Raw genomic sequence first — 24,709 nt, 5'->3', positions numbered from 1 at the left:
TATTTTTGATTAGAATATTATACATAATATATGAATTGACAGGAGGAAATTAGATGAGAACAGATGGCAGAGAAAAAGATCAATTGCGTTCGATCGACATTCAAACAGATTTCGTTAAGCACCCGGAAGGTTCAGTTTTGATAACGGTAGGAGAAACGAAAGTCATTTGTAATGCCAGTATTGAAGAGAGAGTCCCTCCTTTTATGAGAAATAGCGGGAAAGGATGGATCACTGCAGAATATTCCATGCTTCCTAGAGCGACTGATACAAGGAATATCCGTGAATCGTCCAAGGGGAAAATTTCCGGAAGAACGATGGAAATTCAACGACTGATTGGACGAGCCCTGAGAGCAGTGGTGGATCTGGATGCGCTGGGAGAACGTACGATCTGGATCGATTGCGATGTCATCCAGGCGGATGGGGGAACAAGAACTGCATCCATTACTGGCGCTTTTGTAGCTATGGCACTGGCCCTTGCAAAGCTTCAGGATAATAAAAAAATCTCTAAATTCCCGTTGAAAAGCTTCCTTGCAGCCACAAGTGTCGGCATCTTAGAAGATAATGGGGCGGTTCTTGACCTTAATTATGTTGAAGACAGCAGTGCATTGGTGGATATGAACATCATCATGACTGGCGAAGGTGAATTTGTTGAGCTTCAGGGAACGGGTGAAGAAGCCACCTTTACAATGGATCAATTACAACAATTACTGAAGCTTGGTCAAGATGGAATTCAAGAACTATTCGAAATCCAGAAGCAATCATTAGGCGAAATAGTAACGAGATTTCAATAAAGGATGAGAAACCGATGACAAAACGTGTGATCATAGCGACGAAGAACAAAGGGAAAGCAAAGGAATTTCAACATATGTTTGCGCCATACGGATATGAGGTACAAACATTACTAGACCTACCCCATATTGATGATGTAGAAGAAACAGGCGTAACATTTGAGGAAAATGCGATATTGAAAGCAGAAACTGTAGCGGAGGAATTGGGAGCATTGGTGATTGCCGATGATTCAGGACTCTCCATCGACGCCATTGAAGGTCGTCCAGGCGTCTATTCTGCCCGGTATGCCGGTGAAGAAAAAAGCGACGAAGCGAATATGGAGAAAGTATTAGGTGAATTGGAATCTGTGGATGAGTCCGACCGTACGGCCCGTTTTTACTGTGTACTCGCCATTGCAGGTCCTGACATGGAAACGAAAACGGTGACAGGGACGTGTGAAGGAATGATTTTACGCGAGAAAAGGGGGACGAACGGCTTCGGCTATGATCCCATTTTCTTCGTTCCATCCCTCGATAAAACCATGGCAGAGTTAACACAAGAAGAAAAAAGCCGGATCAGTCATCGAGGTCATGCGTTAGAAAAGCTAAGAAATATCATTTCAGACTTAGTTTAAAGGGTGAGCTGCGTGAGATTATTAGTTGTAAGTGATAGTCATGGATCAAAAGAAGAGTTGGTAGAGCTGTCAGAGAAATATCAGTCAGCCGTCGATGCCATGATCCACTGTGGTGACTCCGAGTTAAGTGCCGATGATCCAGCATTATCATCATATCTTATCGTTCGGGGGAACTGTGATATGGATGCTCGTTTTCCGGATGATCTGGTAGAGGAAATAGAAGGTCACTCCATCATGGTGACCCACGGGCATCACTATGGAATTAAAATGTCATTGATGAAGCTCCGTTACCGGGCAGAAGAAGTCGGGGCACAATGTGTGTTCTTTGGGCATTCCCATACGCTCGGGGCAGAATTGAATAATGGCATCTTATTTTTAAACCCTGGCAGTATATTGTTGCCACGGGGGAGAAGTGAGCGTACCTACGCGCTGGTGGAGACCCAAGAGCAAGGAATAAAAGTAACTTTCCTGACCCATGATCATGTGGTGTTGGATGAATTGACTCAAATTTTTAAAGTGTAAAACATAGTGTGAGAACCCGTATAGGGCGGGTTCTTATCTATTATTCACCATCAATAAGTAAGATTTGAAAAATAAAATAAAACTTTTTATGAAAAACCGTTGACTTATTGATGCTATGTGAATATAATAAATATTGTCCTTGAAAAACAAATAACGAAAAACACACGTCCCAGTAGCTCAGCTGGATAGAGCAACGCCCTTCTAAGGCGTCGGTCGGGAGTTCGAATCTCTCCTGGGACGCCATATCTATTACATACCACCTTGGACATCAGGGTTTTGACAAACAAAGGATACTGACACAGTTACTGTGAGGGTATCCCTTTTTTTATCCGATACATGATAGCATATATCAGTTCAATCTTGTCCCAGTAGCTCAGCAGGATAGAGCAACAGTTTCCTAAACTGTAGGTCGGGAGTTCGAATCTCTTCTGGGACGCCATCAATCCTACATACCAAAGCTTACCTTATGAGAAGGTAGGCTTTTTTTGTTATCCAATAGATATCATGCTAAACTAAAGGCAACTAAACAGTATAGGCAGGTACGTTTTATGAATAAGGGAAACCAAGAAGAAAAAGGAAAGATTGTACAGTTTCCAGGATTGAAGGATCGGCTGCTGGAAAAAGGGGTGCTGGCACTTGAGCAGGGGGAGGTGTATGAAGCGTCGGAACTCCTCTCACAAGCTTATGAAATCGAACCGGAAAACCCGGATATCAATACAGCACTCGTATTATCCCTCTATGAAAGCAAGCAATATGACGAAGCGGGATCCATATGTAAAGAGATGCTCCTTGAAGGGATCGGTGACTACTTCGAGGTCGTCGATATGTATTTAATGATTCTCATTCAGCTACATCAGCATAGGGAAGTGATCGATACGATCAATGCCCTTTTTGATGAAAAAGAAGTTCCATTTGAAAAGGAAGACCATTTCAGGAAGCTTCTTCAGTTCAGTGAAAAAGTAGTGAGCGGGAAAGCGACAGTCCCTGAAAAAGAAGAGCCTGAAGAGGAACAAATCCTTACTGGAAAGAGCCTGGAGGAGCAGACGCTGATTGTGGCACAGCTCGTTCATCGGAATATTCAACCGTTCCGAAAGCAGTTGGAAAGGGTTTTAAGGGACCCTGATGCCCATCCGTTTTTACAAACGATGATTTTAAACGTTTTAAGAGAGCACGGAATGGATAAACAAGTAGTCGTGGTGAAGTTTGATAAGGAAGAAAAGGTGTATCCGTCAAGATTGGCAGATGTATTCGAATCTGAGTTCTTTAAAGGTGTTACAGAGGCCCTTGATGATCTTCTGGCACAAATGAACCCTACTCTATTTCAGCACGCGTTGGAACTGGTGAAACGGCATGCCTTCCTTCTTTACCCTTTTACACTTGAAGGGGGCCCAAAAGAAATCGCAGCGGTTTATGCCTATTATACAGCAGGGATGTTCGCGGATACGATCCTTGAGGAAGAATTGGAGGAGCAGCTGGAAAATACACAATCTAAAGGGATTCTGTCCAAAGTGAAGGAACTAGAGGAAATTTCCTCTCCCAATATTTAAACGCTCTCTGTTGAAAGACAGTGGCTGTATGTTATAATGTAATGGTTGTAATGTAAAAGTATTTCATATATTTACGATGATAGTGCTAGATTCACACGGGACTATCTACTACTATGCGTAAAAAAAATTAAGATCAATCATAGATTGTTGGAGGGAACAGTATGTCTGCAAAATGGGAAAAGCAAGAAGGAAACCAAGGAGTACTTACAATTGAAGTAGAGGCTGCGAAAGTAAACGAAGGATTGGACGCGGCGTTCAAAAAAGTTGTAAAACAAGTAAATGTACCAGGATTCCGTAAAGGGAAAATGCCACGCGGTATGTTCGAAAAACGTTTTGGTGTAGAATCACTTTACCAAGATGCATTAGATTTCATCTTACCTGAAGCGTATGCGAAAGCAATCGAAGAAACTGGAATCGATCCAATCGACCGTCCAGAAATCGATGTTGAGCAAATGGAAAAAGGTAAAGACTTAATCTTCACTGCGAAAGTACAAGTGAAACCAGAAGTGAAATTAGGCGAATACAAAGGCCTTGAAGTAGAAAAAATGGAAACAGAAGTAACAGCTGAAGACGTTGAAGCTGAACTAACTTCACTTCAAGAAAAACAAGCTGAGCTTGCAGTTAAAGAAGATGGAAAAGCTGAAGAAGGCGACACAGTCACAATGGATTTCGAAGGATTCGTTGACGGTGAAGCATTCGAAGGTGGCCAAGCTGAGAATTATTCACTTGAATTAGGTTCTGGCCAATTCATCCCAGGTTTTGAAGAGCAATTAATCGGGGTGGCATCAGGTGAAGAGAAAGAAGTTGAAGTAAACTTCCCTGAAGAGTACCATGCAGCTGAGCTTGCTGGTAAGCCTGCTACATTCAAAGTGAAAGTTCACGAAATTAAAGCGAAAGAACTTCCTGCTCTTGACGATGAGTTCGCAAAAGACGCTGATGAAGAAGTTGAAACGCTTGCTGAATTGAAAGAAAAAATCGAAAAACGCCTTCAAGAGTCTAAAAAGAACGAAGCTGAAACAGCAGTTCGTGAAACGCTTGTAAATAAAGCTTCTGACAATGCTGAAGTTGAAATTCCAGAAGTTATGGTTACAGCTGAAGTAGACCGCATGATGCAGGAATTCGAACAACGCCTTCAAATGCAAGGGATGAACCTTGACCTTTACTTCCAATTCTCTGGTCAAACAGAAGAAGATCTTCGCGGTCAAATGACAGAAGACGCTGGTAAACGCGTTCGCACAAACCTGACACTTGAAGCAATTGCAGCAGCAGAAAACCTTGAAGTGACAGACGAAGAAGCAGAAGAAGAAGTAAACAAAATGGCTGAACAATACAACATGTCTGCTGACAACATCAAACAAGCTCTAGGTGGTCTTGACACGCTTAAAGCTGACCTGAAAGTTCGTAAAGCAGTAGAATTCCTTGTAGAAAACAGCAAAACCGCAGCATAATTAAAATAAAAACAAGGCGCGAATCTTCGTGCCTTGTTTTGTACAATGAAGCATCCTATTTTGGCTCATGGGTGTGAAACGAGGGTTTCACACGCTTTTTTAGCAAAGCTGAAAAGTAGCCATTTAACTCAAAAGCGAAAGAGCAAACTCGTTTGCTCAATCGCTTTTGAGTTAAATGGCATAAATGAGCCAAAATCACCACCATGCTAAGCTCGGACCGCCAATTTCCTGACCTAGCAAAAGAATGTGCTACATCCATTTTTTTTATTGGCATTAACGTCGGAAATATTATACTCTAAAGAATAAGAAACTTTATCCATCTAACAAGAATAAGAACCACTATTTTTGGAAAAAGCTTATTAGACGGGGTTGCATTACATTCACCAGGAACATACATAATAAGATTCCTTACATTACCTGACTTCAATTGGACAAGCTAGACATTAGCAAAGTAAAATATTTGCTAAAATGCGTATTACATAATAAGATGATTCTTAAGAATCGTATCAATTTCTTTACGAACATATAATATGATAAAATGCAGTACATAACTTTAGGTAATAGGGATGCAAGGAATCGTTCGTTTGATGAAACAGAGCACGATTTTATGAAGTTTTAACGAAGGGGTGAAAATCATTGTTTAAATTTAATGATGAAAAAGGGCAATTAAAATGTTCTTTTTGCGGAAAAACACAAGACCAAGTTCGTAAACTAGTCGCTGGACCAGGTGTGTATATTTGTGATGAGTGCATCGAGCTTTGCACCGAAATCGTAGAAGAAGAGCTGGGTACGGAAGAAGAAGTAGAATTCAAAGACGTACCGAAACCACGTGAGATCCGTGAAATACTGGACGAATACGTAATCGGTCAGGATCAGGCGAAGAAATCACTCGCAGTAGCGGTTTATAACCACTACAAACGGATCAACTCCAGCAGTAAAGTCGATGATGTAGAACTTTCTAAGAGTAACATTGCCATGATTGGACCAACTGGTAGCGGTAAAACCCTCCTTGCCCAAACATTGGCTCGTATTCTTAACGTTCCTTTCGCCATTGCGGATGCCACTTCATTAACTGAAGCAGGTTACGTTGGGGAAGACGTAGAGAATATTCTATTGAAATTGATTCAGGCAGCTGATTACGATGTAGAAAAAGCTGAAAAGGGAATTATCTACATCGATGAAATCGATAAAGTAGCAAGGAAATCCGAGAATCCGTCGATCACAAGAGATGTTTCAGGTGAAGGGGTGCAACAAGCCCTCTTGAAAATCCTTGAAGGTACGGTAGCAAGCGTTCCACCACAAGGCGGACGTAAGCATCCTCACCAGGAATTCATCCAGATTGACACGTCCAATGTCCTGTTCATCTGTGGTGGAGCATTCGACGGCATCGAGCAGATCATCAAGCGCCGTTTGGGCCAAAAGGTCATCGGATTCGGTTCTGATCCTAAGAATGCCGAAGTAAAAGAAGATAAATCCCTTCTTTCTAAAGTTGTTCCTGAAGATCTGTTGAAATTTGGACTGATTCCTGAATTCATCGGTCGTCTACCAGTTATTTCAAGCCTGGAGCCTCTTGATGAAGAAGCGCTTGTTGAAATCCTGACAAAGCCGAAAAATGCATTGGTGAAACAATACCAAAAAATGCTTGAATTAGATGATGTCGAGCTTGAGTTCACTGAAGATGCCCTGCTTGAAATCTCTAAAAAAGCCATCGAGCGTAAAACAGGTGCCCGTGGGTTACGTTCCATCATCGAAACGATGATGCTGGATGTGATGTTCGATCTTCCTTCACGTGATGATATTAAAAAATGTATCATTACGAAAGAGACAATTCTGGAAGATGCTGTTCCACATTTGATGCTTGAAGATGGAACAGTGATCGATCCAAACGAAGAAAAGACATCAGCTTAATAGCTTAGTGCAGAGCCAAGAATGATTCGTCATTCTTGGCTTTTTTTACGGATGAAGAATTAAGAGGAGATGGGACAATTGGATGGGAAGAAAACAAGTGTGGCCATTAGCTGGAGCGGAAGAAAAGACGGATGTCTCGCATTGTATCGTACTTTAAAAGCAGGCAAGAGATGTTGACGAAATCGTCTTTGGAAGCTTATATGGGGAAAGCGAGCACCTGCAGCGGAAATCAACCAGCACATTCTAAGTTCAGAATATATTTATTATCCCTTTTTGACCCATCCATTCACCGAACTTTTTTGTTTATTCCCACAAGGTCAAGGAGATACTAACCGATAACAACTTGTATCTACTTGGAGGGAGACGAATGAGCTTTACTAGCATCGCTTTATTCATCCAATTATTCTTCGGAATCATCATTGGATTGTACTTCTGGAACCTGTTAAAGAACCAGCGAACTCAAAAAGTTTCCATTGACCGTGAATCAAAAAAAGAAATGGAAGAACTCAGAAAAATGAGATCCATTTCATTGACAGAACCCCTTGCAGAGAAGGTTCGACCTGCAAGCTTTGAAGATATTGTCGGGCAGGAGGATGGAATTAAAGCATTGAAGGCTGCATTATGCAGTCCGAATCCTCAGCATGTGATAATCTATGGACCTCCGGGTGTCGGAAAAACGGCAGCAGCCCGGTTGGTCCTGGAAGAAGCCAAGAAAAATATGAAGTCCCCTTTTAAACAATCTGCTGTATTCGTTGAATTGGATGCCACAACGGCACGATTCGATGAACGTGGGATTGCGGATCCCCTGATAGGATCCGTACATGATCCGATTTACCAAGGAGCGGGAGCCATGGGGCAGGCTGGCATCCCTCAGCCAAAGCAAGGGGCAGTGACAAATGCCCATGGAGGAGTATTATTCATTGACGAAATAGGGGAATTGCATCCCATTCAATTAAATAAGCTCTTGAAAGTGTTGGAAGATCGCAGGGTGTTCCTCGAGAGTGCTTATTACAATGAAGAAAATCACCAAATCCCGACTCATATTCATGATATTTTCAAAAATGGCCTTCCGGCTGATTTTCGTCTGATTGGCGCAACGACCCGAACTCCGAGTGAGCTCCCGCCTGCCATCCGTTCAAGGTGTATGGAAGTTTTCTTTAGAGAGTTAGAGCATGATGAAGTGAAGAAAGTAGCAGCTGGGGCAGTGGACAAAGTAGAAATGACAATCAGTGGCAAGGGCCTTGAAACCCTTGCGTCTTACGCACGTAATGGCCGGGAAGCGGTTAATATGGTTCAGATCGCTGCAGGAGTCGCCATTACAGAAAACAGAAAAGAAATCTATGATCATGAGCTCGAGTGGATCATTCAATCCAGCCAGCTTTCTCCCCGCTATCAGAAAAAAATCAACGAAGAAGCAACCATTGGCCTGGTCAATGGCTTAGCCGTGACAGGTCCAAATACCGGATCTTTACTTGAAATCGAAGTAAATGTCATACCGGCAAGTGATAAGGGTACGATCAATGTAACCGGGATTGTGGAAGAAGAAAGCATCGGGGATCGAAGCAAATCGATCAGGCGTAAGAGTATGGCGAAAGGGTCGATCGAAAATGTCATCACGGTTCTTCGTTCCATGGGTGTTCCTGCCGATCAATATGATATTCACGTGAACTTCCCTGGAGGAGTACCGGTTGATGGACCTTCTGCTGGTATTGCCATGGCTCTTGGGATCTATTCCGCCATTTATCGGATCCCGATCAAGCATACGATTGCGGTTACAGGTGAAATCAGTATTCACGGATCGGTTAAGCCTGTCGGAGGGGTATATCCGAAGGTGAAGGGTGCGAAACTGGCCGGGGCGACCATGGCCATTATCCCATACGACAATCAACAGGCGATGTTAAGTGAGATAGACGGAATCGAAGTGGTTCCTGTCAAACAACTCAAGGAAGTACTTGATCTTGCCCTGCTCAAAGACCATATTCCGCAAGGCGAGCTTGTATCCGAACAAAATAAGAAAAGTGTATAGACTGTTGACCGATTCGGGTCTATCCGAATCGGTCTGTTTTTGAATGGGGAGAACAGGAATAAGAGCAGTCAGCCTTGAATAAAGTTGTAAATACCTATTTAATAGACACTCCCTAGTAAATAAGTTAGAATTGTACAAAGACTAGAGAAGCATAATTCGGAGGTGTTATATGTGACAAAACAAAATAATTTAACGGTTCCCCTCCTTCCATTAAGAGGCTTACTTGTATACCCAACAATGGTCTTACATTTAGATGTTGGACGTGAGCGCTCTGTTCAAGCTTTAGAAAAAGCCATGATGGATGATCACTTAATTTTCTTAACGACTCAAAGAGATATGAATATAGATGAGCCAACGCAGGAAGATTTCTATGAAATGGGAACATTGACAAAGGTTAAGCAAATGCTTAAACTGCCAAACGGGACCATCAGGGTGTTGGTTGAGGGGATGAACCGGGCGTCCATCACTTCATTCACTGAGCAAAAAGATTTCTATGAAGTGACGGTGAAGGAATTCCATGATTCTGAAGGGAAAGAATCGGAAACGGACGCCTTGATGAGGACATTACTCAATTATTTCGAACAATACATAAAATTATCCAAAAAAGTGTCGGCTGAAACGTATTCGACTGTTTCAGATATTGAAGAACCAGGCAGGCTTGCAGACATCGTGGCATCCCATCTGCCCCTGAAAATGAAGGAAAAGCAGAATGTCCTGGAAACACTGGATATTAAGAAGCGACTTCAAATGGTAATCGAAACGATCAACAATGAAAAAGAAGTGCTTAGCTTGGAGAAAAAAATCGGTCAGCGAGTTAAGCGTTCCATGGAGCGAACTCAAAAAGAATACTATCTTCGCGAGCAAATGAAAGCCATCCAAAAAGAATTGGGGGATAAAGAAGGGAAAACAGGTGAAATTGAAGACCTGACCCTGAAGATCGAACAAGCCGATATGCCTGAAGATGTAGAACTTACGGCATTGAAGGAGCTTGCCCGCTATGAAAAAGTGCCTTCCAGCTCTGCAGAAAGCTCGGTGATTAGAAACTACATCGAATGGCTCGTTTCCCTACCGTGGTCCACTGAAACGGAAGATCAATTGGACATCAACCGGTCTGAACAGATATTAAACCGGGATCACTACGGACTTGAAAAGGTAAAGGAACGAGTACTTGAATACCTGGCTGTTCAACAATTGACCCAGTCCCTTAAAGGTCCGATCCTTTGTCTCGCCGGACCTCCCGGGGTTGGTAAAACGAGTCTGGCCCGTTCCGTTGCTGAATCACTCGGACGCAATTTTGTCCGCATATCACTTGGTGGGGTCCGTGATGAATCAGAGATCAGGGGCCACAGACGGACGTATGTTGGAGCCATGCCAGGAAGAATTATCAGGGGCATGAAAAAGGCAGGCACCATCAACCCTGTTTTCCTCCTGGATGAAATCGATAAGATGTCCTCAGACTTCAGAGGAGACCCATCCTCTGCCATGCTTGAGGTGCTGGATCCCGAGCAGAATTCGAACTTCAGTGATCATTACATTGAAGAGACATACGACTTATCAAAAGTCATGTTCATCGCCACCGCAAATGATTTATCCACCATTCCCGGGCCACTCCGGGACAGAATGGAAATCATTACGATTGCCGGTTATACAGAGCTTGAAAAGTTAAATATTGCGAAGCATCATTTACTGGAGAAACAAATCAAAGATCACGGCTTAACCAAATCCAAGCTTCAAGTGAGAGACGAAGCGATTGTTGATATCGTCCGCTATTACACCAGGGAAGCAGGTGTAAGGAGCCTGGAGCGCCAGCTTGCTGCCCTGTGCAGAAAAACGGCTAAGATCATTGTCTCAGGTGATAAGAAGCGGGTCGTGATCACGTCAAGCAATATAGAAGAGTTCCTTGGGAAGAAAAAATTTCGTTACGGTCAGGCAGAAGTGGAAAACCAGATCGGAGTATCAACCGGACTTGCCTACACCACTGTCGGCGGAGATACCCTTCAAATAGAGGTATCCCTCGCTCCGGGTAAAGGGAAGCTTGTCCTTACAGGGAAACTCGGTGATGTCATGAAGGAGTCGGCACAAACAGCTTTCAGTTACGTGCGTTCCAAAGCGAAGGACCTTGGCATTGACGAGAATTTCCACGAGAAACATGACATTCATATCCACGTTCCTGAAGGAGCCGTACCGAAAGATGGCCCTTCGGCAGGAATCACGATCACAACTGCCCTCGTATCTGCCTTGACGGGTAAATATGTCAATCGTGAAGTGGGAATGACGGGTGAAATGACCCTGAGAGGAAGAGTCCTTCCGATCGGAGGGGTGAAAGAAAAAACATTAAGTGCTCATCGTGCCGGAATTAAAACAATTATCCTTCCGAAAGACAATGAAAAGGATATAGATGATATTCCTGAAAGTGTAAGGGAAGAATTAACATTCATCCTTGTCTCTCACATTGATGAAGTCTTAGAGAAAGCATTAGTAGGTGAAAAGAAGTGAAAGTAAATCAAGTTGAGCTAGTCATCAGTGCAGTCAGGCCTGAACAATATCCTGGCGATTTTCTTCCCGAGTTTGCCCTTGCAGGGCGCTCTAACGTAGGGAAATCTTCATTTATCAATAAAATGATCGGCCGCAAGAGCATGGCGAGGATTTCATCCAAACCGGGTAAAACCCAGACGCTGAACTTCTACAAAATAGAGGAAACCCTCTACTACGTGGATGTTCCCGGTTATGGATTTGCAAAAGTATCAAAAACAGAACGTGAAGCATGGGGCAAGATGATCGAAACGTATATCACTTCCCGTGAACAGCTGCGCGCTGTCATCCTGATCGTTGACCTGCGTCACGCACCAACGAATGATGATGTCATGATGTATGACTTCCTCAAGCATCATGAGCTGCCATGCATCGTCATTGCCACCAAAGCGGATAAAATCCCGAAAGGAAAATGGCAGAAGCACCTGAAAGTCACAAGAGAAACACTGAACATGGACAGTGAAGACGACCTCATCATGTTCTCATCCGAAACAGGCCTTGGAAAAGACAAAGCCTGGGACGCGATCAAATCATATTATAAATAATTAAAAAAAGAACCGTTTTCCAGATAAATATGGAGAACGGTTCTTTTTTTATGACTAAATGATGACAGTGATCATTAGTTGGAAAGTAGTATAATAGATGGAATACTGAAGTCCGTATAAGGTTTATTGACCTATGAATCTAAAGCATATGAAAGGAAATGAAAGGATGAAGACGAATATGTATCTATAACCGTGCTACATTCCTTTCATCCACTAAAATGGATAATTATAAGCTCTGGAAGCTATATTTGAATTTTGAGAATTTTCTCTTTTGTTGATAAAATTATGAAAGATTAAAAATATTACAAGCTACATAAGGGGGACTCTAGACAGTGAAGAAATGGAAAAGCCTAGTCTTGTTAGTCATTGCTGCTCTTCTTCTATCCGCTTGCGGAGACAAAGCTACAACTGAGAGTGGTGCGAAGTTAGTGGAGGAAGGCAAATTCGGTTATGCAGCTTCAGGTGAATTCAAGCCATTCAGTGTAACGAATAGTGATGGATCCATGTCCGGTTTCGATATTGAAGTGGCAGAAGCAGTAGCAAAAGAAATGGGACTTGAACCCGAACAGAAGAAATTCAAATTTGCCGGGATTGTAGAAGGTGTAAAATCCGGACGTTTCGATGCGGCGGTAGCCAGTCATACGATCACGGAAGATCGCTTGAAAGAAGTGGATTTCTCAACTCCCTATTATTATTCAGGACCACAGATTTTCGTTCGTAAAGACAGCGATGTGGAAACACTGGATGATTTGAAGGACAAGGAAATTGCCGTCTCCAAAGGATCTACGTATGCTGACACAGGAAAAGAAGTAACCGATAAGATTCAGGCATATGATAGTGACGTTGTGGCCCTTGAGGCGTTAAATAAAGGGAAGCATGATGCTGTCATCACAGATTTCATCACAGGTAAAGAAGCGATTGCTTCAGGTCTTGATATTGAAGCACGCGAGCTGATCGGTCGCAGTGAGCAGGCGATCGCAGTCAGTAAAGACAATGAAGACCTTCTGAAAGAAATCAATAAAGCACTTGAAACCCTAAGAGAAGACGGTACGTTAAAGAAAATCAGCGAAAAATATTTCAATACAGACATCACATCCGACCCCGAGAAAGAGTAAAAGCAGCATGACACAGAGCGAATGTGCTTCTATGCGCATTCGCTTTTTGTCTTAAAGTGAGAGTAGATTTAACGGAGGGAAGTCCATGCATTTTTTAGAAACCTTTGCCGGTACATATGATGTTTTTCTTAAAGGGATGTTATTAACATTCCAGTTAACCTTTGTTTCGGTCCTGATTGCGATCGTGATCGGTCTGTTTTTTGCCTTTCTAAAGATTTCAGGAATCAAGCCATTGTCCCTGCTCGCGGATTTATACATTTTCGTTGTACGGGGGACACCTTTGATTGTTCAAATCTTCATCTTCTATTTCGGCTTGACTTCCTTGAATATTTCAGGCTTCTGGTCTGTCGTCATGGGGCTTGCTTTCCATAACGGGGCGTATATTGCGGAGATCTTCCGCGGAGCCATCCAATCCATCGACAAAGGACAAATGGAAGCGGGACGTTCCCTGGGGATGTCTCTCGGGTTGTCGATGAGAAGGATCATCCTTCCACAGGCATTCAGACGTGCCCTGCCGCCCCTCGGAAATCAATTCATCATTGCTTTGAAGGATTCGTCCCTCGCTTCCTTCATCGGCATGTTTGAATTGTTCAGCGTGGCGACGACACTCGGATCGAATAACTTTGATTATATGACATACCTGCTTGTAGTAGCGATCTATTACCTGGTTCTTGTATTACTATTCTCAACAATCGTCAATGTAATTGAAAAACGTATGTCTATCAGTGATTAAGAATGATGCGGGAGGGATGAGAATGAGTCAGGAAATGGTTAAAGTAGAGAAATTAAATAAATCCTTCGGTGATTTGCACGTCCTGAAGGATATTGATATCAGCGTAAGGGAAAGTGATGTTGTTTGCCTCATTGGAGCCAGTGGATCAGGGAAGAGTACGCTCCTCCGCTGTCTTAACTTCCTGGAGCTGAAGGATAATGGGAAGGTTGTCATCGAAGGAGATGAGATTAATCAGGATACCCATGATTTGAATAAAATCCGTCAGAAGGTAGGAATGGTATTCCAGCATTTCTACCTCTTTCCCCACAAAACCGTTTTGGAAAATGTGATGGAAGCCCCGGTTTACGTGAAAGGTGTCTCAAAAGCGGATGCAAAGAAAGAGGCAAAAGCGCTGTTAAAGAAAGTCGGTCTTGGTGATAAGGAGGATGTGTATCCTTCCAAGCTTTCAGGAGGTCAGAAACAACGTGTGGCCATTGCAAGGGCCCTCGCAATGAAGCCGGATATCATGCTGTTTGATGAACCGACATCGGCTCTGGATCCTGAATTGGTCGGAGAAGTTCTCTCGACCATGAAGGAACTTGCCCTTGAAGGGATGACCATGGTGGTCGTGACCCATGAGATGGGGTTTGCCCGGGAGGTAGCCGATTGGGTCGTCTATATGCACGATGGCCGGATCGTTGAGGTGGGGCCGCCTCAGGAGCTGTTTCATTCCCCTAAGGAGCAGCGGACGAAAGAGTTTTTGGACTCGGTTCTCTAATAAAACAAGAAGAAGCCCGGACATTGATCCGGGCTTTTTCTATGGGCTACTTTTTCCTTACAAATAACAGATAGACACCGATGCCGATGATGACAACCGGCCAGAATTCCCAGGCCGTTCCTACATTTCCCTCGAGAAAGCCCAACCAACGCACCACTTTATCATAGAATAGGAGAATGATAGAAAGGGTCAAGAATAGCACCCCTTGAAATAACCCAGCCCTTGTCTTCTGGTATCTGAGAAGAAAACCAAGGGCGATGATGAGAATAAATGTCCCCATATGATCCGGCCAAATATCGAGTTTATTGACAACGTGAAAATGTAAACCGAATCCAACAAGGATCGTACCTGGGAGGATGGCTTCGTAGTCCCTGGCTCCATATGCCTGACCGAGAAAGGCAACTCCCACAATGATAAGCGGCGTCGGCCATGTGAAGAATTCCTGAAACAATACTATATTTGCTTGCTGTAAATAAAAATAAGCTCCAAAACCAATTAAAATGATTCCAGGGAATATCCGTTGATGTTTCATACTTTTCCTCCTGATAAAAGTGAAATGAATGGTTGTTTTTAAGGGAAGAAGATACATAATATAAAAAGATGGATCCCTAAATGACGACAAATAGTGAGAAACCTTTCCATCACTTGATTCTTTAGCCTTGTTTTGGTACCCTACATTAGTAGGTAATGTCGAAACATATATAATTTCTTAAGAAATGAAAATGCTTACAAGCGTTTTTCTTTCTCTTTCTTAAATGTAATGATGAAATGAATGGTAAGCAAGTCCTGTAAGAAGCAGTCGTTTCTACCCTTTTAATGTATCATATTTAGGTTTCAATTTCTGTTCACATTTCAAGGTCAGCCTCTTATTCGGACATGTTATAATAAAAGTAATGATTTTACTTGGGGGTGTAGTGCATAGCATGTATACAATAGTCGTTGGTTTAAATTACAAAACGGCCCCTGTGGAGATTCGCGAACGTTTATCTTTCAATGAAACTGATCTTCCTTCAGCTATGAAAACATTAAAGGAAAAGAAAAGCATCCTTGAAAATGTGATTGTTTCTACTTGTAATCGAACGGAAGTTTATGCGGTAGTAGATCAGCTTCATACAGGTCGTTATTATATTAAAGATTTTTTGTCTCAATGGTTTGATATAGATAAAGAGGAGTTCACGCCTTATCTGTTCATTTATGAACAAGAAGGAGCCGTAGAACACCTTTTTAAGGTTGCTTGTGGTTTGAATTCCATGGTTCTTGGTGAAACCCAGATTCTTGGCCAGATTCGTTCAAGCTTCCTGAATGCCCAGGAGTCCGGAGCAACCGGAACGGTGTTTAATCACCTGTTTAAGCAGGCGGTGACCGTTGCCAAGAAGGGGCATTCAGAAACAGAGATTGGCTCGAACGCTGTATCGGTCAGCTACGCCGCCGTTGAATTGGCTAAAAAAGTCTTCGGCAGCCTTGAGAAAAAACATGTCCTCATTCTCGGAGCCGGTAAAATGGGGGAACTAGCCATCCAGAACCTCCATGGCAGTGGAGCCACTAAGGTGACCGTAATTAATCGCACATATGAGAAAGCTCAAACATTGGCTGAACGTTTCAGCGGAAATGCGAAAACGATGCAGGAGCTTCAATGTGCGCTGGTAGAGGCTGATATTATGATCAGTTCTACAGGGGCAAAGGATTTTGTCATTACGAAGGAAATGATGTCCCATGTGGAAAGCATGCGAAAGGGTCGTCCATTATTTATGGTGGACATTGCCGTACCAAGGGACTTAGATCCTGCGATCGGACAACTCGAAAGTGTTTTCCTATATGATATTGATGATTTGGAAGGCATCGTAGAGGCAAACCTGGCAGAACGAAAGAAAGCGGCAGAGCAAATCGAAATCCTGATTGAAGCAGAAATTGTAGCCTTCAAGGAATGGCTGAATATGCTTGGGGTGGTACCTGTCATTTCTGCTTTAAGACAAAAGGCTCTTTCCATCCAGGCCGAAACGATGGAAAGCATTGAACGTAAAATGCCTGATTTAACTCCTCGTGAACGCAAGGTGTTGAATAAACATACGAAGAGCATCATCAATCAATTACTAAAAGATCCGATCCTGCAGGCGAAGGAATTGGCAGGGATGCCGGACGCTGAAGATAAATTGGATTTATTCATCAACATTTTTAACATTGAACAACAAGTGCTAGAGCAGAAACAAGTGAAAGCAGCCAACGAAAAGACTGAGAGCGAACTTAAGCTTACACCACAACCTTCTTTTCAAGCATAAGTGAGGTTATTGTCGATGTTTGAACAAACGATGACTAGGCTGCACGAACTTATGATTGTTCTGTATGCTATTAGTATTCTCTTTTATTTTATAGATTTCTTAAACAAAAACCGGAAGGCGAATCTGTTTGCCTTCTGGTTACTTGCGATTGTTTGGGTCCTTCAAACAATCTTTTTATTTCTATACATGATGAATACCGGCAGATTCCCGGTCCTCACCATCTTTGAGGGGCTCTATTTTTATGCCTGGGTCCTCATCACCCTGTCCCTTGTCATCAACCGGTTGTTGAGAGTGGATTTCACTGTGTTCTTCACAAATGTACTCGGTTTCATCATCATGGCAATCCATACATTTGCCCCAGTCCAGGTAGAATCCCAGGCGATGGCAGAACAGATGGTATCCGAATTATTGTTGATCCACATTACGATGGCCATATTATCGTACGGGGCCTTTAGTTTATCTTTTGTGTTTTCCCTCCTTTATCTCTTACAGTTTAAATTGTTGAAAGAGAAAAAATGGGGACAGAGGTTATGGCGAATCAGCGATTTGTCCAAGCTCGAGAAGATATCCTATATATCAAACTCCATCGGTGTTGCCATGCTTCTCCTGAGTCTGATACTCGGACTTCAATGGGCCTATATCAAGCTGCCGGAGTTTCTATGGTATGATCCCAAGATCATAGGTTCATTTATTCTATTAATTTTATATAGCAGTTACCTTTACCTTCGCATCAAAAAGAATGTCTTTGGTAAATCATTAGCTTATCTGAATGTTGCAGCCTTCTTGATCATCTTGATCAACTTTTTCTTAGGGAGTCGGTTGTCTTCATTTCATTTCTGGTATTCATAAGTTTTCAGGAGGTCATTATGAGAAAAATTATTGTTGGATCTAGACGAAGTAAATTAGCCCTTACCCAAACCAACTGGGTCATCGATCAGCTGAAGGCATTGGACCCTTCTTACGATTTCGAAGTGAAGGAGATTGTCACTAAGGGAGATCAGATCCTGGACGTCACATTGTCCAAGGTCGGCGGTAAAGGCTTATTCGTAAAAGAAATCGAGCAGGCGATGCTGGATAAAGAAATCGATATGGCTGTCCACAGCATGAAGGACATGCCGGCCGTACTACCAGAAGGACTGACCATCGGAAGCATACCGGTTCGCGAAGATCACCGCGATGCGTTCATCAGCAAGAATCATGTCGCCCTTAAAGATCTGCCAAGCGGAGCGATTATCGGAACAAGCAGTCTTAGAAGAGGTGCACAGATCCTGTCTGTCCGTCCAGACCTTGAAATCAAGTGGATCCGCGGAAATATCGATACGCGTCTTTCCAAACTTCAGAACGAAGATTATGATGCGATCATCCTTGCAGCAGCGGGACTATCACGAATGGGATGGACATCTGATGTCGTAACGGAATTCCTGGATCCTGACCTTTGCTTACCGGCAGTAGGTCAAGGTGCATTATCCATCGAGTGCAGAGCCGATGATTCTGAGGTATTGGAACTTCTTGAGAAATTCGCCTGTGAAGAAACAACGACTACCGTTACGGCTGAAAGAGCGTTCCTTCATAAAATGGAAGGTGGCTGTCAGGTTCCGATTGCAGGGTTTGCCGAGCTTAAAGAAAATGGGGACGTCGCCTTGACCGGACTGGTCGCTTCCCCTGATGGAAACACGATCTACAAAGAATACATGACCGGCCAGGATCCGAAAGAAGTAGGAGAAAAAGTGGCTGAAAGTTTAACAAAGCAAGGGGCAAAAGCCTTGATTGATCAGGTAAAAGAGGAGCTCGATCAATAATGAAGGGTGAGAGGCCTTTAGAACATGTAAAGGTTTTGATTACTCGTGGTAATGAGGGATCCAGTGAGACAGGAGCCCTCATTAAGAGCGAGGGAGGGGTACCCATTTTGGTTCCCCTTCTTCATTTTCAATCCCATAAAGACCCACGGGAGAAAGAACTCCTTAGCCACCTGCATACATATGATTGGATTGTTTTCACCAGTAAAAATGGTGTGAAGTTTTTCATGGAGGCATTGAAGAGACAGGGAATCTCTCTGGACCTATACAAAGGGAGAGTCGCTGCTGTCGGGAGCAAGACAGAGCATTACTGCCATAAAAATGGAATCCCGGTTTCCTTTGTTCCGGGGAATTTTACTGGAGATGATTTCGCGGAAGAGTTCATGTTGAAGGTGAAGCCTGAGGCACGTGTCTTGATTCCGAAAGGAAATTTGGCAAGGAATGTGATTGCATCTGAATTATCCTCAGTGGGAGTTTCCTGTCAGGAATGGATCGTGTATGAAACAGTCCTTCCACCTGAGAGTATTATGCAATTGAAGGAAATCATCGAGAACGAACAAGTGGATGTGATCACCTTTACAAGTTCATCGACGGTTCATCACTTTATGAAGGTCATCCGTGACTATTCACTATACGACCGCATCCGTGATATCCCCATTGCATGCATTGGTCCCATTACTAAAAATATCGCCGAACAATACGGATTGCATGTAAAAATCTGTCCAAGCGTTTATACTGTAAATGAAATGGTGAATGAGATGAAGGATTACATCTCTTCCCTCTAGTTACAAAACATTAGGAGGCCCTTAATTATGAAAGACCTGCAATTTAACCGTCATCGCCGCCTGCGTCAATCAGAAACGATGCGTGCCCTTGTTAGAGAAACTCATCTAAGAAAAGAAGATTTAATATATCCGTTGTTTGTCGTCGAAGGGGAAAACATCAAGAATGTCGTTCCATCCATGCCGGGTGTTTATCATATTTCACTGGATAATTTAAAAGCAGAGATGGATGAAGTGGTTTCGTTAGGCATCAAATCGATCATTCTATTCGGAGTACCTGCTGAAAAGGATGAAATGGGGAAACAAGCCTACCACGATCATGGAATCGTCCAGGAGGCAACAAGATTCGTGAAAGAGCACTACCCTGACCTTGTTGTCATAGCGGATACGTGTCTTTGTCAATATACGAGCCATGGTCATTGTGGCATCGTAAAGGATGGCAGGGTACTGAATGATCAGACCCTTGATCTGTTGGCCAAAACAGCTGTAAGTCAGGCTGAAGCTGGTGCGGATATCATTGCCCCTTCCAATATGATGGATGGATTTGTCGCAGCCATCCGCCACGGTCTAGATGAAGCTGGATATCATGATGTGCCGATCATGTCCTACGCAGTGAAGTATTCATCGAGCTTCTATGGTCCTTTCCGCGATGCAGCCCATTCGACTCCGCAATTCGGGGATCGACGAACGTATCAAATGGATCCTGCGAACCGTTTGGAAGCACTAAGAGAGGCTCAATCCGATATGGAAGAGGGAGCGGATTTCCTTATTGTGAAACCGGCCCTTTCTTATCTGGATATCATGCGTGAAGTGAAAGATCGATTCAATGCTCCCGTTGTCGCTTATAACGTAAGCGGGGAATACAGCATGGTGAAAGCAGCTGCGCAAAACGGATGGGTGAATGAGCAGGAAATCGTGATGGAGAAACTGACAAGCATGAAACGTGCCGGAGCTGACCTCATCATTACGTACTTCGCAAAAGACGTAGCGAATTGGTTATCCTAATTGGTGGAACGTTTCTGTAAGGATGACTGAAAAGATCACTAAAGGAGGAAACCATATTGCGTTCATATGAAAAATCAAAACAAGCATTCAAAGAAGCAGTAAAGTTGATGCCGGGCGGGGTGAACAGTCCGGTCCGTGCATTCAAATCCGTCAAGATGGATCCGATCTTCATGGAAAGAGGAAAAGGGTCGAAAATCTACGATATAGATGGCAATGAGTATATTGACTATGTGCTTTCCTGGGGACCTCTGATTCTCGGTCACAGCAACGATCGTGTTGTGGAAAGCATTAAGAAAGTAGCCGAAAACGGAACAAGCTTCGGTGCTCCGACAGAGATTGAAAACAAGCTTGCTCAGCTTGTCATTGACCGTGTACCAAGTATCGAAGTCGTGCGAATGGTTTCTTCCGGTACGGAAGCGACGATGAGTGCCCTCCGTTTGGCCCGTGGATACACAGGCAGAAATAAAATCATCAAATTCGAAGGCTGTTACCATGGACACGGGGATTCTTTATTGATCAAAGCCGGATCAGGAGTGGCAACCCTTGGTTTACCTGATAGCCCTGGTGTTCCGGACGGAGTGGCCAAGAACACGATCACCGTTCCTTATAATGATTTAGAAAGCATCCGCTATGCGTTCGAGCAGTTCGGTGATGATATCGCCGGTGTAATTGTCGAGCCTGTTGCCGGAAATATGGGTGTCGTACCACCGCAACCCGGCTTCCTGGAAGGCCTGCGTGAGGTGACGGAAAACCATGGTGCACTTCTGATCTTTGATGAGGTCATGACCGGCTTCCGTGTCGGCTATGGCTGTGCTCAAGGCTTTTACAATGTGACTCCTGACTTAACCTGTCTTGGGAAAGTCATCGGTGGGGGACTTCCTGTCGGTGCATATGGCGGGAAAGCGGAAATCATGGAAAGAATCGCTCCAAGCGGTCCGATTTATCAAGCTGGGACCCTGTCGGGGAATCCATTAGCCATGACGGCTGGATATGAGACACTCAGTCAGCTGACTCCGGAAACCTATACAGAGTTCTCACGTAAAGCAGATCTATTGGAGGAAGGCTTGAAGAAAGCGGCAGAAAAGCACAACATTCCTCACAGGATCAATCGTGCTGGATCCATGATCGGTATTTTCTTCACGAATGAAGAGGTATCCAACTACGAAGGTGCCAAGTCTTCTAATCTTGAGATGTTTGCCGATTACTACCGTGAAATGGCCCATGAAGGGGTGTTCCTGCCTCCTTCTCAATTTGAAGGACTCTTCTTATCCACAGCCCATACGGATGAAGATATCGAAAAGACCCTTCAGGCAGCGGAAAAAGCGTTTGAAAAGATTGCAACGAAGTAATGAGGCAGCCGATCCTTCCAGGGGATCGGCTGTTTTTATTTGTTTTCCTATCATATTCCTCCTTTCTATTTCATAAAGTGATAATGGCATTGTTTACTATTTCTTTGTTTGGAACTTGAAAGGAGGAATTTTCTTTGTCACAAGAACAACAATCGTGCTTACGATTTTCTTTGGAAGAATCAATTTGGTTCAAAAAAGGACAGGAAGTTGAAGAATTGCTATCTATCTCCTTAGATCCTCATATAACGATACAAGAGCAAGAGCAGTATGTACTTATCAGGGGTAGTCTGGATCTGACCGGAGAATATCTGCCAACGTCACCGAGGGAAGAAGAGGACGACGAGTTTGAAGCAAGCGGTAAGTTTGTGCAGACAGTGGAAAAGCGGGAAAAGGGTGAATATGAATTTGTCCACAGGTTTCCGGTGGATGTAACCATCCCGAAAAACAGGATTGCCAATTTAGGCGATATCAATGTGTATGTCGAGTCTTTCGACTATATCGTGCCTGAAAATGCCTGCTTAAAGCTTAATGCAGATTTGACCATCACTGGAATTTACGGAGAGCAGCAGGCACATACACCATTTGAATCGGAATATGAAAGGGAAGAGGAATTCGAGCCTCTTTACCGGTCGAGTGCCATCGCTGAAACAGAAGCAGAAGAAGTGGAAACAGATGAAGAGGAAGATCGGGAAGAAGTGTACGAATACGAAAACTATGATGAAGAAGCAATCACCACTTATGTCGAAGCAGAAGAAGAAGCGGAAAAAGATGAGGCTGACGACGAGTACCAATCGTTTATTCTGGAAGGAAGGACACCACCTGCTGAACTGGAGGATGAAATTCCTGTACAAATTCAGTACGATTCGAATCCTGCCCTTTCTTATGAAGAAGTGGATTACCGGAAAGAGAATGTATTTGAGCTTCCCCAGCATGAGCTGAGTGAATCTTCAGAAGAACAGCACGCAGAACCTAAAGCCGCCTATGCACCTCCGCCTGCTCCTAAATATAAGGAGGAAGTGGAAGAAGAAGAGTCCTCGTCATCGTCTTCCGGGGTTGAAGCAGAGATGGAAGAAGGCGAGGAAGAAAAGAAAAAGACTAAAGGCAAAAAGAAGTACGAATCCATTTCATTAACGGATTTCTTTGCACGTAAAGAAGAGGAAAAAGGAGCGACTCTTCGCGTGTGCATCGTCCAGGAAGGTGAGAACCTGGATTATATTGCCGAGAAATATGATTTGACTATTCCTCAGTTATTACGGGTGAATCAGCTCGAGGCCAATCAGGATGTTCATGCAGGGCAGGTTCTTTATATCCCGAACAGTGAATTCGTGTTCAAGGGGTAAAAGCATAGGTCGTTCTCAACTGAGAGTCGAAGGAAAGAGAAGGTGGATATAGAAAAACGATGGGGCTGACACCAAAATCATTGGAGTTGGTCCGTTTTTTTTAAGAAAAGTAATCTTAGAAGGTGAGAGGAATGGTACAAACGCTCGAGGGATTAAGACCTGTCTTGCAGCCATATGGGGTTGACCCCCATTTTGTTGAAAGCTTTGGAAAAATTTCAAAAGTATTTTCAAATAAAGGCACATTAGCGGTGAAACAGCTTCCTGCCCAAAACGGCGTGGACTTTGTCAGGAATGTACAATTGCTGTTTCAAAGAGGCTATAATCGGATCGTTCCGATTTATCCCACCCTGGATGGACGCTATGCAGTGTGGAATGAAGGGGATTTATTCTATGTCATGCCCTGGCTTTCAAACTATGAACGAGAAGATCAATTTGAAAAACACCAAAAGATGTTCAGGGAATTGGCGAGACTTCACACCCTTTCTTCCCAGGAAGTGAAAATCGATAAAGAAGAGCGGGAATCCCACTACGAACAGCTGACGTCCAGATGGGAAAAAGAGCAACAATTCCTTGATGAGTATGTGGAAGCATGTGAAAAGACGACGTACATGTCCCCCTTTCAATTTCATTTTTGTATGTATTATAAGGATGCTTCACAAGCGTTGAAATTTTCTCGTAAAATGCTGGATGAATGGTATGAGGATACCAAAGAGCTTGAAAAAGTAAGGACCGTCATCACACACGGGAAGGTGTCGACGGAGCACTTTCTGTTTGACGAAAGAGGTTTGGGGTATTTTGTCAACTTTGAAAATTCCAAGATGGCTTCGCCTTTTCATGATCTCCTGCCATTTTTGTCGAGAACGCTGAAAACCTACCCTAAGTATTATGAGGAATGTATTGAGTGGCTTACCACATACTTTCAGCATTTTACCGTACGTAATGAAGAGAGGCTCCTTTTCATGAGCTACCTGGCGTATCCCAGCTCCGTCATTGCTGTAGTTGAAAAGTATTTCCACACACCGAAGGATAAACGAAATGAACGTAAATCCCTGAAGAAACTACAGCGTCACTATTGGCTTCTGAAAAATACCGAATATGTTGTCATGCGCCTGGATGAAATGGAGAAACAGAAACAGGAGCAGGCGGCTGAATCAGAATAAAAAAAGAGCTGACGAATCCACACAGGTCGTCAGTTCTTTAAATCCAATCAAAGTAAATGGCAAGGCCGATACCAATGAACAGGGTTAGCAGAAGAACATCAAAAGTGGTTGGGAGCAATATGGTGCGGATGCCTTGGAAGATGGTAAAAGGAATGATGAACTGCTTACATATCAAACGGGCATTCCCCATCCATTTCTGCAAGGTGTATTGGTTGATTTTTTTCATCATCATCCACTCACTTTCCTGGGTGTATTCACTACTTTATCTTATGAATGCAGGATGGAATGGTGCCTATGTATAGGCGAAATGAATATTTTTTAACAAAATGGCCAATAATGATTGACGAAAGTTTATCTTTTCCTATACTATAATGAATAAATGAATAATCACGAAAAGCAATGAACAGGAAGAGTACATTGATCCTTACTTTCAGAGAGGAAAATCGTTTGGTGAGAGATTTTCTAC

22 protein-coding genes, 2 tRNA genes and 1 other annotated feature (1 of these 25 running past the window's edge) are annotated in these 24,709 nt (G+C 43.3%); of the genes, 22 read left to right on the top strand and 2 right to left on the bottom strand.

Features of this window, described 5'->3' with window-relative positions; genetic code table 11:
* Window positions 1-53: 53 nt before the first annotated feature.
* The 14 genes from rph to JI667_RS03255 all read left to right on the top strand — a co-directional run bounded on the left by rph (window position 54) and on the right by JI667_RS03255 (window position 14,535).
* On the top strand, window positions 54-791 hold the full coding sequence (gene rph / locus JI667_RS03320) for a ribonuclease PH (RefSeq protein WP_206850442.1): 738 nt from the start codon (window positions 54-56) through the stop codon (window positions 789-791).
* 14 nt (window positions 792-805) lie between these two features.
* Entirely contained in the window at window positions 806-1,402 is a 597-nt protein-coding gene (locus tag JI667_RS03315) for an XTP/dITP diphosphatase (protein WP_206850441.1), read from the top strand.
* Between the two features lie 12 nt (window positions 1,403-1,414).
* Window positions 1,415-1,924 carry a metallophosphoesterase family protein gene (locus tag JI667_RS03310; protein ID WP_206850434.1) on the top strand — a complete coding sequence of 170 codons (510 nt, stop codon included), beginning with the start codon at window positions 1,415-1,417 and terminating at the stop codon, window positions 1,922-1,924.
* Between the two features lie 166 nt (window positions 1,925-2,090).
* Window positions 2,091-2,167, top strand: a tRNA-Arg gene (locus JI667_RS03305).
* 119 nt (window positions 2,168-2,286) lie between these two features.
* Window positions 2,287-2,363: transfer RNA gene (locus JI667_RS03300), tRNA-Arg, on the top strand.
* Window positions 2,364-2,472: 109 nt separating this feature from the next.
* Complete coding sequence (locus JI667_RS03295; RefSeq protein WP_206850432.1) at window positions 2,473-3,471, top strand: tetratricopeptide repeat protein; 999 nt, start codon at window positions 2,473-2,475, stop codon at window positions 3,469-3,471.
* A 161-nt stretch (window positions 3,472-3,632) separates the two neighbouring features.
* Entirely contained in the window at window positions 3,633-4,919 is a 1,287-nt protein-coding gene (gene tig, locus JI667_RS03290) for a trigger factor (RefSeq protein WP_206850430.1), read from the top strand.
* 636 nt (window positions 4,920-5,555) lie between these two features.
* Entirely contained in the window at window positions 5,556-6,827 is a 1,272-nt protein-coding gene (clpX, locus tag JI667_RS03285; RefSeq protein WP_206850429.1) for an ATP-dependent protease ATP-binding subunit ClpX, read from the top strand.
* A 367-nt stretch (window positions 6,828-7,194) separates the two neighbouring features.
* Window positions 7,195-8,853: an ATP-dependent protease LonB gene (gene lonB, locus JI667_RS03280; RefSeq protein WP_206850428.1), complete on the top strand. Its 1,659-nt coding sequence runs from the start codon at window positions 7,195-7,197 to the stop codon at window positions 8,851-8,853.
* A gap of 171 nt (window positions 8,854-9,024) precedes the next feature.
* Complete coding sequence (gene lon, locus JI667_RS03275; protein ID WP_206850427.1) at window positions 9,025-11,349, top strand: endopeptidase La; 2,325 nt, start codon at window positions 9,025-9,027, stop codon at window positions 11,347-11,349.
* Window positions 11,346-11,930 carry a ribosome biogenesis GTP-binding protein YihA/YsxC gene (gene yihA, locus JI667_RS03270; RefSeq protein WP_098354662.1) on the top strand — a complete coding sequence of 195 codons (585 nt, stop codon included), beginning with the start codon at window positions 11,346-11,348 and terminating at the stop codon, window positions 11,928-11,930. Before lon ends, yihA begins: the two co-directional genes overlap by 4 nt.
* Window positions 11,931-12,262: 332 nt before the next feature.
* Window positions 12,263-13,045: a transporter substrate-binding domain-containing protein gene (locus JI667_RS03265; protein ID WP_206850426.1), complete on the top strand. Its 783-nt coding sequence runs from the start codon at window positions 12,263-12,265 to the stop codon at window positions 13,043-13,045.
* A gap of 85 nt (window positions 13,046-13,130) precedes the next feature.
* Window positions 13,131-13,778, top strand: a complete 648-nt coding sequence (locus tag JI667_RS03260; RefSeq protein WP_206850425.1) for an amino acid ABC transporter permease — start codon at window positions 13,131-13,133, stop codon at window positions 13,776-13,778.
* Between the two features lie 34 nt (window positions 13,779-13,812).
* The gene (locus JI667_RS03255) at window positions 13,813-14,535 is read left to right on the top strand and encodes an amino acid ABC transporter ATP-binding protein (RefSeq protein WP_206850542.1); all 723 of its coding nucleotides are present in this window, start codon (window positions 13,813-13,815) and stop codon (window positions 14,533-14,535) included.
* A 46-nt stretch (window positions 14,536-14,581) separates the two neighbouring features.
* Here JI667_RS03255 and JI667_RS03250 read toward each other — a convergent pair whose 3' ends face one another.
* Window positions 14,582-15,067, bottom strand: a complete 486-nt coding sequence (locus tag JI667_RS03250) for a LiaI-LiaF-like domain-containing protein (RefSeq protein ID WP_206850424.1) — start codon at window positions 15,065-15,067, stop codon at window positions 14,582-14,584.
* A 391-nt stretch (window positions 15,068-15,458) separates the two neighbouring features.
* Here JI667_RS03250 and hemA point away from each other — a divergent pair, with 391 nt between their 5' ends.
* The 8 genes from hemA to ysxE all read left to right on the top strand — a co-directional run bounded on the left by hemA (window position 15,459) and on the right by ysxE (window position 24,243).
* Window positions 15,459-16,811, top strand: coding sequence for a glutamyl-tRNA reductase (gene hemA, locus JI667_RS03245; RefSeq protein WP_206850422.1), 1,353 nt, complete (start codon window positions 15,459-15,461; stop codon window positions 16,809-16,811).
* A gap of 15 nt (window positions 16,812-16,826) precedes the next feature.
* Window positions 16,827-17,660 (top strand): cytochrome C assembly family protein, encoded by an 834-nt coding sequence (locus JI667_RS03240; protein ID WP_206850420.1) that lies wholly within the window; start codon window positions 16,827-16,829, stop codon window positions 17,658-17,660.
* A 17-nt stretch (window positions 17,661-17,677) separates the two neighbouring features.
* Window positions 17,678-18,610 (top strand): hydroxymethylbilane synthase, encoded by a 933-nt coding sequence (gene hemC / locus JI667_RS03235; RefSeq protein WP_206850415.1) that lies wholly within the window; start codon window positions 17,678-17,680, stop codon window positions 18,608-18,610.
* Window positions 18,610-19,392, top strand: coding sequence for a uroporphyrinogen-III synthase (locus tag JI667_RS03230; protein WP_206850414.1), 783 nt, complete (start codon window positions 18,610-18,612; stop codon window positions 19,390-19,392). The genes hemC and JI667_RS03230 overlap by 1 nt, the downstream gene beginning before the upstream one ends.
* Window positions 19,393-19,419: 27 nt before the next feature.
* On the top strand, window positions 19,420-20,394 hold the full coding sequence (hemB, locus tag JI667_RS03225; protein ID WP_206850413.1) for a porphobilinogen synthase: 975 nt from the start codon (window positions 19,420-19,422) through the stop codon (window positions 20,392-20,394).
* A gap of 56 nt (window positions 20,395-20,450) precedes the next feature.
* Window positions 20,451-21,743, top strand: a complete 1,293-nt coding sequence (gene hemL, locus JI667_RS03220; protein WP_206850411.1) for a glutamate-1-semialdehyde 2,1-aminomutase — start codon at window positions 20,451-20,453, stop codon at window positions 21,741-21,743.
* A gap of 134 nt (window positions 21,744-21,877) precedes the next feature.
* Complete coding sequence (gene spoVID / locus JI667_RS03215; RefSeq protein ID WP_206850409.1) at window positions 21,878-23,083, top strand: stage VI sporulation protein D; 1,206 nt, start codon at window positions 21,878-21,880, stop codon at window positions 23,081-23,083.
* 131 nt (window positions 23,084-23,214) lie between these two features.
* The gene (gene ysxE / locus JI667_RS03210) at window positions 23,215-24,243 is read left to right on the top strand and encodes a spore coat protein YsxE (protein ID WP_206850407.1); all 1,029 of its coding nucleotides are present in this window, start codon (window positions 23,215-23,217) and stop codon (window positions 24,241-24,243) included.
* Window positions 24,244-24,280: 37 nt separating this feature from the next.
* On the opposite strand, the gene JI667_RS03205 is transcribed toward ysxE, so the two are convergent.
* Complete coding sequence (locus JI667_RS03205; RefSeq protein WP_034760497.1) at window positions 24,281-24,469, bottom strand: hypothetical protein; 189 nt, start codon at window positions 24,467-24,469, stop codon at window positions 24,281-24,283.
* Window positions 24,470-24,633: 164 nt separating this feature from the next.
* Window positions 24,634-24,709, top strand: a binding site (T-box leader); it runs 152 nt beyond the window's last position.

Source organism: Bacillus sp. NTK074B (assembly GCF_017303375.1).
Lineage (GTDB): Bacteria > Bacillota > Bacilli > Bacillales > Bacillaceae_B > Rossellomorea.
This window is presented reverse-complemented; position numbering and strand designations above follow the sequence as displayed.

What these genes read in the sequence shown, in the direction of transcription:
- hemB (WP_206850413.1), top strand. Translation starts at nt 19,420, where the DNA reads ATGAAAGACCTGCAATTTAACCGTCATCGCCGCCTGCGTCAATCAGAA.
- JI667_RS03255 (WP_206850542.1), top strand. Translation starts at nt 13,813, where the DNA reads ATGGTTAAAGTAGAGAAATTAAATAAATCCTTCGGTGATTTGCACGTC.
- lonB (WP_206850428.1), top strand. Translation starts at nt 7,195, where the DNA reads ATGAGCTTTACTAGCATCGCTTTATTCATCCAATTATTCTTCGGAATC.
- JI667_RS03260 (WP_206850425.1), top strand. Translation starts at nt 13,131, where the DNA reads ATGCATTTTTTAGAAACCTTTGCCGGTACATATGATGTTTTTCTTAAA.
- hemA (WP_206850422.1), top strand. Translation starts at nt 15,459, where the DNA reads ATGTATACAATAGTCGTTGGTTTAAATTACAAAACGGCCCCTGTGGAG.
- JI667_RS03205 (WP_034760497.1), bottom strand. Translation starts at nt 24,469, where the DNA reads ATGAAAAAAATCAACCAATACACCTTGCAGAAATGGATGGGGAATGCC.
- JI667_RS03240 (WP_206850420.1), top strand. Translation starts at nt 16,827, where the DNA reads ATGTTTGAACAAACGATGACTAGGCTGCACGAACTTATGATTGTTCTG.
- JI667_RS03295 (WP_206850432.1), top strand. Translation starts at nt 2,473, where the DNA reads ATGAATAAGGGAAACCAAGAAGAAAAAGGAAAGATTGTACAGTTTCCA.
- JI667_RS03230 (WP_206850414.1), top strand. Translation starts at nt 18,610, where the DNA reads ATGAAGGGTGAGAGGCCTTTAGAACATGTAAAGGTTTTGATTACTCGT.
- rph (WP_206850442.1), top strand. Translation starts at nt 54, where the DNA reads ATGAGAACAGATGGCAGAGAAAAAGATCAATTGCGTTCGATCGACATT.
- JI667_RS03315 (WP_206850441.1), top strand. Translation starts at nt 806, where the DNA reads ATGACAAAACGTGTGATCATAGCGACGAAGAACAAAGGGAAAGCAAAG.
- JI667_RS03250 (WP_206850424.1), bottom strand. Translation starts at nt 15,067, where the DNA reads ATGAAACATCAACGGATATTCCCTGGAATCATTTTAATTGGTTTTGGA.
- hemC (WP_206850415.1), top strand. Translation starts at nt 17,678, where the DNA reads ATGAGAAAAATTATTGTTGGATCTAGACGAAGTAAATTAGCCCTTACC.
- ysxE (WP_206850407.1), top strand. Translation starts at nt 23,215, where the DNA reads ATGGTACAAACGCTCGAGGGATTAAGACCTGTCTTGCAGCCATATGGG.
- tig (WP_206850430.1), top strand. Translation starts at nt 3,633, where the DNA reads ATGTCTGCAAAATGGGAAAAGCAAGAAGGAAACCAAGGAGTACTTACA.